This is a genomic window from Trichodesmium erythraeum IMS101 (assembly GCF_000014265.1).
Lineage (GTDB): Bacteria > Cyanobacteriota > Cyanobacteriia > Cyanobacteriales > Microcoleaceae > Trichodesmium > Trichodesmium erythraeum.
This window is the reverse complement of record NC_008312.1, coordinates 6,585,781-6,598,578: the sequence shown is the minus strand read 5'-3', so window position 1 is coordinate 6,598,578 and position 12,798 is coordinate 6,585,781. Positions and strand designations below refer to the sequence as shown.

At 38.4% G+C, this 12,798-nt stretch carries 8 protein-coding genes; 6 read left to right on the top strand and 2 right to left on the bottom strand.

The features are described 5' to 3' along the window. Window positions 1-340: 340 nt before the first annotated feature. The 6 genes from TERY_RS20625 to TERY_RS20600 all read left to right on the top strand — a co-directional run bounded on the left by TERY_RS20625 (window position 341) and on the right by TERY_RS20600 (window position 11,621). Entirely contained in the window at window positions 341-3,757 is a 3,417-nt protein-coding gene (locus TERY_RS20625; RefSeq protein ID WP_011613602.1) for a helicase-related protein, read from the top strand. Between the two features lie 282 nt (window positions 3,758-4,039). Continuing rightward, window positions 4,040-7,045, top strand: coding sequence for a DUF1156 domain-containing protein (locus TERY_RS20620; RefSeq protein ID WP_011613601.1), 3,006 nt, complete (start codon window positions 4,040-4,042; stop codon window positions 7,043-7,045). Window positions 7,046-7,144: 99 nt separating this feature from the next. Further along, a complete protein-coding gene (locus tag TERY_RS20615; protein ID WP_011613600.1) occupies window positions 7,145-7,396 on the top strand; it encodes a UPF0175 family protein in 252 nt (83 codons plus the stop codon). Beyond that, a complete protein-coding gene (locus TERY_RS20610) occupies window positions 7,389-7,874 on the top strand; it encodes a DUF3368 domain-containing protein (RefSeq protein WP_011613599.1) in 486 nt (161 codons plus the stop codon). Before TERY_RS20615 ends, TERY_RS20610 begins: the two co-directional genes overlap by 8 nt. A gap of 9 nt (window positions 7,875-7,883) precedes the next feature. Continuing rightward, window positions 7,884-8,462, top strand: coding sequence for a hypothetical protein (locus TERY_RS20605; RefSeq protein WP_011613598.1), 579 nt, complete (start codon window positions 7,884-7,886; stop codon window positions 8,460-8,462). 111 nt (window positions 8,463-8,573) lie between these two features. Beyond that, entirely contained in the window at window positions 8,574-11,621 is a 3,048-nt protein-coding gene (locus tag TERY_RS20600) for an ATP-binding protein (RefSeq protein ID WP_011613597.1), read from the top strand. Window positions 11,622-11,676: 55 nt separating this feature from the next. Here the strand turns inward: TERY_RS20600 and TERY_RS20595 are convergent, their stop codons facing one another. Next, on the bottom strand, window positions 11,677-12,468 hold the full coding sequence (locus TERY_RS20595) for a 3'-5' exonuclease (protein WP_011613596.1): 792 nt from the start codon (window positions 12,466-12,468) through the stop codon (window positions 11,677-11,679). Window positions 12,469-12,473: 5 nt separating this feature from the next. Beyond that, window positions 12,474-12,743 carry a transposase gene (locus TERY_RS20590; protein WP_011613595.1) on the bottom strand — a complete coding sequence of 90 codons (270 nt, stop codon included), beginning with the start codon at window positions 12,741-12,743 and terminating at the stop codon, window positions 12,474-12,476. Between the last annotated feature and the right edge of the window lie 55 nt (window positions 12,744-12,798).

Genomic DNA, 12,798 nt, shown 5'->3' with positions numbered 1-12,798 from the left:
TATTACTAATAGGATAAAGTAAACGGTAGCAGGCAGTGAGAGGCAACTTTACAAAACTTTATAAACTTGCACTTTATGACGCGAACTATAGTATTTTTTTTCAAAAAAAATTATAATTTTAGATAATTTGCGAGAACTTCAAGAGAAGATGCTTGCGATTGCGAATTGGGTACTCAGCACCGATTTAAAAACTCTCCAATATGGTACGCACAATAAGAAGCAATTCATAAATTACTCCTACCCATCCTCTGCTTTCTTTTTAAGTTAAGTTTTGATAATAAAACCTCATCGGGGTAGAATTTATCTATTGTCAACCCCAGTCTAAAATAATCTGCAACAAATGCAAATAACAGAACTGCAACCAAACATAATAATTACAGGTTCTTTGTTCTCTGAACCAGTTCAGATAATTACTACAAATCATATGGGGGAATCTATCAAATTAATTGGTAAAGGAACTCAAACAAATCAAGTTTATGACCCTATTCTTACTCCTCAACAAATTGCTTCTCTTAGTGCTATTACCAAGACCAAACTTTTTGATGGCAATTCTGCCAGTTTTCGCTTAGGAGTAGAGGCCTTACGTTGGAAATTAGCCTACGAATATGACCCCTATTTTTCCTTAGCGATCGCTCGTGTAGACCCCCTACCTCATCAGTTAGAAGCCGTTTATGATTACTTTCTTAAGTTACCTCGAATTAGGTTTCTACTAGCAGATGACCCAGGAGCTGGTAAAACTATTATGGCTGGTTTATTGTTGAAAGAGTTAAAAATTAGGGGATTAGTTCAACGCACATTAATTGTAGCTCCTGCTAATCTAACTTTTCAATGGCAACGGGAACTTAAGGATAAGTTTAGAGAAGATTTTGAAGTAGTAAAAGGTGACATTCTCAGAGCTAATTATGGTAATAATCCTTGGCAAGAAAAATCTCAAATTGTTACTTCTGTTTCTTGGGTTTCTCGGATTCAAGATGCTAAAGAAAGTTTATTGCGTTCTAATTGGGATTTAATTATTGTTGATGAAGCCCATAAAATGAGTGCTTATAAATCTGATAAAAAAACTTTAGCTTATCAGTTAGGAGAAAAACTATCAGAAATGACTGATCATTATTTATTAATGACGGCTACTCCCCACAAAGGTGACCCTAAAAATTTTTGTCTATTTTTAGAACTATTAGATAAAGATGTTTATGGGGATGTGAGAAGTTTAGAGGAGGCAATGGTAAACAATGTAGCTCCTTTTTATTTACGCCGAACAAAAGAAGCACTTGTCACATTTCCTGACCCCGAAACTAAGGAAGTAAAAAAACTTTTTCCTAACCGTAAAGTAGAAACTATTGAATTTCAAATAGATGATGCTGAATTAGACTTTTACGATGCTCTAACTCGCTATGTTGAAGACCAATCAATTAAAGCTTCTAAAGATAATTCTGCTAGGGGAAGAGCATTAGGTTTTACTATGGCAATGCTACAACGTCGGTTTGCTTCTAGTATGTTTGCTATCCGTCGCAGTTTGGAACGGATGAAAGAAAAACGACAAAAAATTATCGATGATCCTCAAGGTTATCGAGAACAAAAAATTAGTCGTCATTTGCCTAATGATTTTGAGGATTTAACTGAGCAGGAACAGAATAAAATCAGGGAAAGTTTAGAGTCAGTAGTAGCTTCAGTAAATCCTGGAAATTTACAAGATGAAATTGCTCAATTAACCAGGTTAATTTATTTAGCTTTAGAGTTAGAAAAACGGGAAATAGAATCAAAATTAGTCAAGCTAAAAGAAATAATAACTAGCAAAGGTATTTTCCAAGACCGGAAGATGAAACTATTAATTTTTACCGAACATAAAGACACATTAGATTATTTGGTTGGCAAACTTCGAGGCTGGAAATTATCAGTAACTCAAATTCATGGGGGGATGAAAATAGGAGACCGGGATACTCCCCAAACTCGTATTTACGCTGAACGAGAGTTTCGTGAAGATGCACAGATATTAGTTGCTACCGAAGCAGCAGGAGAGGGTATTAATTTACAGTTTTGTTGGCTAACTATTAATTATGATATTCCCTGGAACCCAGTCCGTTTAGAACAACGTATGGGTAGAACTCACCGTTATGGGCAGGAAAAAGACTGTCTAATTTTTAACTTTGTTGCTACTAATACCAGAGAAGGTAGGGTTTTGTGGAAACTGTTTGAACGTATTTACGCCATCGAAGCTGACTTAGACCCCGAAAATACGGGTAAAGTCTTTAATGTTTTGGGAGATATTTTTCCTGCTAACCAACTAGAAAAGATGTTACGAGATATGTATGCTCGTAATATTAGTGAGGATGGTATCAAAGATAGAATTGTCCAACAGGTAGACAGCAAACATTTTCAAAAAATTACTAATTCAGCTTTAGAAGGATTAGCAAAACGGGAGCTTAACCTATCTAAATTAATAGGTAAGTCTACTGAAGCTAAGGAAAACCGACTGATGCCAAGAAGTATTGAAAATTTCTTTCTCAAAGCTGCTCCCATAGCAGGTATTCATCCTAAGGAAGTCAAGAAAAATTCCCACATTTATCGAGTGGGAAAACTGCCTCGTACTTTGTGGTCTGTGGGCGATCGCTTGGAACCTCAATATGGCAAACTAGGGCGAGAATATAAAAAAATTATCTTTGATAAGGACTTACTCAAAAGTGACCCTACCTTGGAATGGGTGACACCGGGGCATCCTTTATTTGAATGTGTGCGAGAAAAAGTAGGGGAAATAGTCACGGAAGATTTACAACGGGGGGCAATATTTTATGATTTGCATCGCCGGAAACCTAGTTATTTAGATGTGTTTGCTGCTGCTATTGTGGATGGTCGGGGACGGAAACTGCATGAGCGGTTGTTTGTAGTAGAAACAAGGTCTGATGGTGAAATGATAGTACGTCAACCTACTGTGTTTTTAGATTTAGCTGTGGCGGAATTGTCGGAGTTGTCAGAGGTGGATATGGAAAGACCGAGGTTAGAATGGGTAGAATTGGCTCTATATGAAAAAGCGTTGCAGCCATTCTTGGCAGAAAATTTAGCACAACGTCAGCAGGAAGTCAAGAGTATTCTTAATCATACAGAGATTAGTTTGAATACAATTATTGACCGGGTACAATGCCAGTTTGCTGAGTTACACGCAGAAAAGGAAGCGGGTTCTAAGGAGGCAGGGTTAGATGGGCGAATAAAACAGATGGATGACCGTTTGTTTGAGTTGAATGGTAGGTTGGAGTCTCGCCGGGAGGAGTTGGAAAAAGAGGCGAGTTGTGCTATTTCGGGGGTGCATCATTATGGTTGCGCTCTGGTTTTGCCCCATCCAGAACGCTCTTCTCCAGAGTTAGCTCCTATGGTGAGCGATCGGGATATTGAGTGTATTGCTATTGATAAGGTAATGGAGTATGAAAGGGGGAGGGGTTGGCAAGTGGAGAGTGTAGAAAACCAAAATCGGGGTTTTGATTTGATTTCTCGGAAACCTCATCCCGAAGATATTCAAACGGCTATTAGTGTAAGATTTATTGAGGTAAAAGGTAGGGCAACTGTAGGTACTGTGGTTTTAACAAATAATGAGTATCAAACTGCTGCTAGGTTGCAAGGAGATTATTGGCTTTATGTAGTTTTTAATTGTGCGACAAATTCAGAAGTTTATACGATTAATAACCCGGTAAAGTTAGGGTGGGAACCTTTGAATAAGATTGAACATTATCAGGTTGAAGCAAGTAAAATTATTAGTGCTAGTCAATAAAGTATCAATAAAGTAATGGATAGTTTATAACTGACATAACAGGTAGGATGTCTGTTATGTCATTTATTAGTAACTCTTGTAATAGAGAGGTTTGAAGTATGGAATGTTCTTTTTCTTATTCTCTTGAAAGAGCTATGCTTTATAAATATTTTTCTTAAGATAAAACTTGACAAAACAGAGAAGTTATGTATTTGTCATTCAATAGGTATTTCGGGAGAGCAAGTGTATTTTAGTTGATGCTCCAAACATGATATAACTGATAAATTATAACTGATAACTAAAATGACAAATTATCCCAAACGCTTAATTGAAGTAGACCTCCCAATTAAACAAATCTCTGCCCATGCTAGACGAGAAAAATCAATTCGTCACGGTCATATTTCGACCTTACATATTTGGTGGGCAAGACGACCTTTGGCTGCTTGTCGGGCTGTAATTTGTGCTGCTCTTTGGTTAGACCCAGTTGATGATAATTGCCCGGAATTGTTTCGGGTTGAGGCTGCAAAAGTTATTAATGGTTTTGCCAAAATAGTTGATAAAAATTTAGATAATCATGGCTCCACAGCAAACCTAAAAAAATGGCAAGTTTTAGCTAAACCTAAAAATCAGTTAAATCCAGAAAAAATAGAACATTTAAACATACTCCGTTATCGCTTATTAGACTTTATTGCTGACTTTGCTAATTGGGATAATTCTACACATCCAGATTATTTACAAACCAGTCGTAAACTAACAGAAATTAGTCATTATTCTTTAGGAGGAATTACTGATACAAAACCCGTAGTTTTTGACTCTTTTGCGGGTGGAGGTGCGATTCCTTTGGAGGCTTTGCGGGTAGGAGCAGATGCTTTTGCCTCTGATTTGAATCCGGTGGCGGTTTTGTTAAATAAGGTTGTGTTGGAATATATTCCTAAGTATGGGCAAACTTTGGCGGATGAGGTGCGTAAGTGGGGAGAATGGATAAAGCAGGAGGCAGAAAAGGAATTGGGGGAGTTTTATCCTAAATCTGCTGCAACACTTAAGAATGGGGATGTGGAAACACCTATTGCTTATCTTTGGGCGCGGACGATTGTTTGTGAGGGGCCTGGATGTGGGGCGGAGGTTCCTTTGATGCGGAGTTTGTGGTTGGCAAAGAAAAAGAATCGGTCGGTGGCGTTACGGTTGATTCCTCGGCAGGAGGAAAAGCGAGTTGATTTTGAGATTGTGGAGCAGGTGAAAGGGAAAGATGTTGGGGATGGAACGGTGAAACGAGGTTCAGCGACTTGTCCTTGTTGTGGGTTTACGACTCCGGTGGCTTCGGTGCGAAAGCAGTTGCAAGCAAGGGGTGGGGGTGCGGATGATGCCCGGTTGTTTTGTGTGGTGACGACTAGGGAGAAGGTGAAGGGTAGGTTTTATCGGTTGCCCAATGAGAGAGATTTGGAAGCGGTGAGAATGGCAGGTGAGGAGTTGGCAAGGCGGAAGTTGGAGTATGGTGGGGAGTTGAGTTTGGTGCCGGATGAACCGGTGCCAGTTATGAGCGGTGTTTTTAATGCGCCCATTTACGGACATAACACCTGGGGAAGTTTATTTTCTTCTCGTCAAGCTTTAGCTTTAACTACTTTGGTGAGGTTAGTTAAGGAAGTGGGAAAAAAATTGGCTAGTAATGAGGATGAAAGGTTGGCGATCGCTATTCAGACTTGTTTGGCTTTGGCAGTTGATCGCTGCACTAATCAGTTTTGCTCTCTATCAAAGTGGAATAACAGTCGAGAGTTAATAGACGGTGTTTTCGCTAGGCAAGCTTTACCCATGCTTTGGGATTTTGGAGAAACAAATCTAGTGGGAGGTTCTGACGGATACTGGCAAGGTGCTGTCAGTTGGGTTTTATCCGTCATCAAAGCATCATTATTACCCGACCCCGGTCAAACCCAACAAGCAAATGCAGCGAGTCACCCCCTACCAGACGACTTTACTCAATGCTTCTTTTCCGATCCTCCTTATTACAACGCTGTACCCTACGCTGACTTATCCGACTTTTTCTATGTCTGGCTAAAAAGAACTCTAAACAAAACCTACCCCAACTTATTTTCTAGTGAAACTACTCCGAAAGATGATGAAATTTGTGAAATGGCAGGATGGGATTCCAAAAGATACCCACACAAAAACGGCAAATGGTTTGAAACCCAGATGGCAAAAGCAATGGCAGAAGGATGTCGCATCATATCCTCAGACGGAATAGGTATTATTGTCTTTGCCCACAAATCAACTGCTGGATGGGAAGCTCAACTACAAGCAATGATAGATGCTGGTTGGAAAATAACCGCATCCTGGGCAATAGACACAGAAAGGGGCAACAGACCCCGCGCCCAAAACTCTGCTGCCCTCGCCTCATCCATCCATCTTGTTTGCCGACCCCGCAACAATAACAATATCGGCGACTGGCGCGACATCATCCAAGAGCTACCCCAACGCATCCAAGACTGGATGCCACGTCTGACATCAGAAGGTATAGTCGGTGCTGATGCTATCTTTGCTTGTATCGGACCCGCCCTAGAAATATTCTCTCGTTACTCCAGCGTGGAAAAAGTCAATGGGCAACCAGTCACTTTGGGCGAATACCTAGAATATCTCTGGGGAACAGTAGCAAACGAAGCCTTAAAACAGATATTCTCGGAAGCTGACACTAATAACCTGGAAGCAGACGCTCGTCTCACAGTCATTTGGTTATGGACGCTTTCTACTGGCAGCACCGAATCAGCAACAGAAACAGAGTCAGACCAAGATGAGGAAGACACCCCCGCCAGCAAAAATCAAAAATCTACAGGTTTTGCCTTAGAGTTTGACACCGCCCGCAAAATCGCCCAAGGTTTAGGAGCGCACCTAGAAAACCTCACCCATTTAGTAGAAATAAAAGGTAATAAAGCCAGACTTTTACCAGTACAAGAAAGGAGTCATTATTTAATCGGAAAAGTTGCCCCTACTACTAATACTAAAAAACGCAAAAGTAAGACTCCAAAACAACTAAGTTTAGAAGGTATTTTGCCAGAAAAAGAAACTGAAATAGAAGTAGAAGCAGATATAGCGATCGCTGAGATAGGCAAAACCGTATTAGACCGGATACATCAAACCATGTTGTTACACAAAACAGGACGTAGCGAAGCAGTGAAACGACTATTAGTAGAGGAGGGAGTAGGCAAAGACCCCAGATTTTGGAATTTAGCAGATGCCCTATTGCGGGTATATCCTCAGAATGTGGAAGAGAAACGTTGGTTAGAGGGAATATTGGCAAGGAAAAAAGGATTGGGTTTTTAGCAGAAGTAATGGTAAAATTGTTATGAGGATATTGTCTAAAATGTCCATTAAATTTTCTACTTTATCTGATTAAATCCCAGTAATTTTACATAAATAATCATGTCAGAAATTACTATTAATTTACCAGAAGAAATTTTTTCTGCCCGCCGTTTAGCTCCTGAAGAATTTGTTCGGGATATGCGTTTAGCAGCAGCTATATATTGGTATCAAAAAGGGGAAATTTCTCAAGAAAAAGCAGCTCAAGTTGCCGGGTTAAACCGTCGAGATTTTCTCGCTAGTTTAGCAAGGGAAAAAATAGATGTGTTTAATGTTGATTTTAATGATTTGCAACGGGAGTTAGAGCGTGGCTGAATTTCCGGCAGTAAATACTTCACCTTTGATTTTTTTGACTCAAGCAAATTTGCTCAACTTCCTGCAAATGCTGAGTCCAAAAATTATTGTTCCTCAAGCAGTAGCTACAGAAATTCAAGCCTACGGAAACACAGATGTAACTGCCCAAATGTTAGCTCAAACAGATTGGTTAGTTGTGACTCAAACTCCTGCTATTCCTGCTGTGATTCAAAGTTGGGATTTAGGAGCAGGAGAATCAGAGGTTTTGAGTTGGGGGTATCATCACCCAAATACAGAAGTGATTATTGATGATTTAGCTGCTCGTCGTTGTGCCCAAGCGTTAGGAATTCCGGTGAGAGGTACTTTGGGTTTAGTTTTAACTGCCAAACAACGTGGAGTAATTTCAGAAGCACGTCCTGTTTTAGAACAGTTAAGGTTGTCTGGAATGTATCTATCAGAGAGATTAATGAATCAAGTCTTGATGTCAGTGGGAGAGTAATTTTCAAAAGTGCAAACTAACTTAGCTGAAAAATGGCGATCGGCTTTTTGGCAAGTCGTACAACAACCTACCCATGCTCAAACTCTCCAAACTGCCGGAGAGCAAAAACAACTTAAGGAGTGGACTTCAGCTTTAACTGCTGTAGTAGTTTCTACTTGTCAAACATTGGGATGGCAAGCATCAGCTAAAGGTTATTCTCTAGAGTTGTTGCCAGTCGCTACTAATGAGTTTTTAACAATGGATGTGATGGCGTTTGTTGGTGCTGCTCAACGCTGGCAGTTTCCTATTGCAGTTATAGAATTAGAAAATAATTGGGAACGCAGTGCTTATTCTTTGTGGAAAGTTCTCTGTGTGCGAGTGGCTTTACGGGTGGTATTTTGTTATTGCCAAACTGCTGGAGAAAGAAGAGAATTAATTAATTATTTAGAACGGGAAATTTTACAACCTATTTTACCAAGAGAAAGATTAGATTTACAGGGAGAAACTTTAGTTGTAGTAGGAAGTAGAGAAGCAGCTTTGACATTTCCCTACGATTTCTTTAAGTGGTGGTTAATGGAGGTGAATATTGGCAAATTTACACTTTTTTGAACTTTGTTTGTTTGCCGGATTAAACCTCACCTACAGTGTTCTGTCTAAGAATTAGCAGAATGAGGCTATAGCTTCAATTAGGAACAAAAAAAGGAGAAAAATATTATCATTATGGCAATTAAAGCATGGTACAAAATAGATGGTTTAATTCCTAGAGAAGATTTACGAGAAGGTAAACCTTTAGATACTTCTGAATTTGCCATTCATCTCGACCAAGTTCGTAACAATAATGCTCCGGTAGATTATCAGCAACCGGAGCGTTTCTTTGAACGGACTTATTTAACAAAATCTCTGACCGACTTAGCATCTCAAGTTGTCCGTCGTTTGTCTGGAGAAACTAGCGGTACTTCAGCTATTTTTAACCTCTCTACTCAATTTGGAGGGGGTAAAACTCACGCCTTAACTTTACTATATCATTTAGCAAAAAATGGCAGTTTAGCTAATAATTGGACTGGAGTAGATAAGATTCTCAAAACAGCAAAAATTAATTCTATTCCCGAAGCAGCAGTAGCAGTTTTTGTAGGAGTACAATTTGATTCTATTACTGGTAGAGGTGGAAATGATGGTACTCCGCTACGGAAAACTCCCTGGGGAGAAATTGCTTTTCAATTAGGAGGAGAAACAGCTTTTAATTATGTTGCTGAACATGAGAAAAATTTTATCGAACCCAAGGGTGATGTGATTCGGAAATTATTTCCAAAAGATAGACCCTGTTTAATTTTAATGGATGAAATTATTAACTATATTTCTACTTATCGCAGTCGTGAATATCATAACCGCTTTTATAATTTTTTGCAGGCACTTTCTGAAACAGCTAGAAGTTTAGAAAATGTTGTTTTAGTGGTGTCTATTCCAGCTTCAGAAATGGAATATACCCAAGCAGACGAAGCAGACGAACAACGACTTAAAAAAATGTTAGACCGTCTGGGAAAAGCTATAGTTATGTCAGCAGAGTCAGAAACTTCAGAAATTATCCGTCGTCGTTTGTTTGAGTGGGATAAAGAAGCGGTTACTACCGAAGGTAAAATTATGTTGCCCAGAGATGCGATCGCCACCTGTAATGAATACGCTGAATGGGTGATATCCCACCACCAGCAAATACCTAGTTGGTTTAACGTTGATAACGCCCAAAAAGCATTCATCGCTACCTACCCATTTCACCCCACAGTTTTGTCAGTATTTGAGCGTAAGTGGCAAGTTTTACCAAGGTTTCAACGAACTAGGGGTATTTTGAGACTATTAGCACTCTGGGTTGCTCGTGCCTATCAAGAAAGTTACAGAAAAGTTCACAACGACCCACTCATTGGTTTGGGTAATGCTCCCCTAGACGACCCTCTGTTTCGCACCGCAGTATTTAATCAGTTGGGCGAAGAGCGTTTAGAGGGTGCTGTCACCACAGATATTTGTGGTAAGCAGAATGCTCATGCTATCCGGTTAGATAAGGAAGCAGTAGCAACCATTAAAAAATCTCGTCTCCATCGAAAAGTCGCAACTACTATATTTTTTGAATCTAATGGCGGTCAACAAAACACCGAAGCAACTATTCCTGAAATTAGGTTAGCAGTGGGAGAGCCAAATTTTGATATTGTCAATGTAGAAACAGTTTTGGAAGCATTGCAAAATGAAAGTTATTATTTATTGGTAAATAAGAATAGATATCGGTTTAATATTTCTCCCAACTTGAATAAAATTTTAGCAGACCGTCGAGCCAATATACAAAGTTCTAGAATACAGGAAAGAGTCGCAGCCGAAATTAAAAAAGTTTTTACTACTAATGGGGTAATTCAAGTTGTTTATTTTCCAGAATATACTAATAGTATTGCCAACCGACCAGTGCTGAATTTAGCTATTTTAAGTCCCGAATATGTTCGTTCTGATGAGGAGACAAGCAAATTTATAGAATCAATAATATTAAATTGTGGTAGTTCAGCTAGAACTTTTAAGAGTGCGATAATTTTTGTGGTGGCTAATCCTGATAATCTCCTGAGAGAACGAGCCAGAAATTTATTAGCTTGGGAGGATATTAGCGACCAAGAAACAGAATTAAATGCCGAGCAAAAACAGCAACTTAAGGAAAATATTGACAAGTCGAAAAAGTTATTACAAGAAACTGTTTGGCAGTCTTATACATCTGTTGCTTTGTGGGGAAAAAATCCAGAGATTCCAGAGATTCAAGAGATTCAGTGGATTGATTTAGGAATGCTTAATTCGAGTCAAGCTAACTCAATGGTAAGTTTAATTATCAATCGTCTACAGGCTAATGGAGAAATTACAAGCGTCATTCATCCTCGGTTTTTACTCAGAAATTGGCCGCCTGTTTTTACAGAATGGAGTATTAAAAATATTCAGGATGCCTTTTTTGCTTCCCCAACTTTTCCTAGATTATTAGAAGCTAAAGCTGTGCCAGAAGCTATTGTTCATGGAGTACGGGAAGGATTATTAGCTTATGTGGGGAAAAGTAAAAATGGTTATGAACCTTTTATATTTAATCAACCCAACTTTTCTGTTCAAGATGTAGAAATATCTGATGATGTATTTGTAATTAAAGCAGAAGTAGCAGAAGATTATGAAGCTAGAATTAAAGACCCCCCCAGATTAACTCAATTAATTATTTCTCCTGAAGAAGTTCTCTTAAAACCTGGTCAAAAACAAACATTTTTAGTGACAGGAAAAGACCAATATAACCGGTCAATTAATGTAGAAGAAATTAACTGGAGTGCTACAGGAGGAGAAATTAACTTCAATGGTGTTTTAACAGCCGGGAAAGATGAGGGGAATTTTATAGTTACTGCTCAAGTAGAATATATTAGCATTAAAGCCAAATTTACTGTAGAGCTTAAGTTACCTCATCTCCAAGAAAAATCGGAAAATTATAATATTACCGATAGTAGTTTAACCAAGTCAGATAGAACTAATGAAATTACTGAAGGTGAAACATCAAATATTCCTAATATAATTTCTTGGCGAGGAGAAATTACACCTCAAAAGTGGATGCAATTTTATACAAAAGTTCTGAGTAGGTTTGCTGCAAAAAAAGATTTTAATTTAACAGTAGAAATTAATTTTTCTGTAACCGGAAGCATTACATCTCAAAATATTAATGAAACCAAAGTTTCTCTCCAGGAATTAGGACTTGATGATGGTATTGAAACTAGCTAATACGGTCAAGTTGCACTTAAAACACAAGAGTATTTTAAAAAGTTGTAACTAAATTCTAAAACTCAATATCTTCCAATTCCTCAAAATCAAGTTCAAAATACTCACCTTTATCATCTTTCCATAGTTTCCGGTAGTCATGTGGTAGCCATTTTGGATAATTTACAGTATCTTTTTTCCCTTCCAACACCAACCACAAAATACCACCCTTAGCACGAGTCAGGCAGCGGGTTAAAGCAACGTATATCATGTGTTGTTCCTGCTGCCTTTCTTCTGTGCTTTGCTTCTCAAATTCTATAGGCATATTCTCAGGATAAATAATAAATGTATAATGTCCTTCTCCACCTTTACCACTATGAATAGTATATAAATCTATAATTTTTTTAGTAGTAGTTGATTCATCAAAAATCTTATCTATTTCTGTTTTCCAATCATTCAAACTTTTAGGTTGAAATTTAGCAAAAAAAGCCACCAAACAATCTCTATAATCTCTCAGTTCAGTTAACCTTTGGTTCTGAACTTTTTCTGGCAATCTATTAATAGAATTAGCTTGAAAATTAAACCAATTATCAACCTGACTCAAAAAAGTATTAACATCATAATTACCTCTCACAACTTCCTTGACTTTATTTAGTAATTTTGCCCCTAAATTTCTATCTTTAATTCTGGCAGGATATCCAGCAGTTAAAAGTCTAATAGCAAAAATTAATAAGGGTGCATTTTTTATACAAATCCCAAAAAATGATAAACTCATATCAGCACTATCAAATATATCTAAAAAGTGATTCTCTTTGATCATCATAATTTCACCATCTGGAGCTGTAGGAGCTGGTTTAATATCTATAGTCATTACAATTAAGTTCCGTACAGTCTAACAATGTCATCCAGTGTTGTTTCTGGTGGAGCATATATCCGTTGCTTTTTGAGAATGGCCAAATCTTCTTCAATCTTGTTGAAGTCCGGTGAGTAGGGCCCTAAGAACAAAACACTGTGCCCATCAAGAGCTGCGAGCGCCCGGATTTCTTTCTTCTGATGAAAGGGAGCGTTATCCATAATCAACAGGGAATGGGGATTGAGTTCTGGAATAGGGATGATGCTCAAGCCAATGATTAAAACACACGGCATTGGTCGTCCCTGTCAATAATACTGGAGCTAAAAGTTTTGGGTGGTCCTGTATATG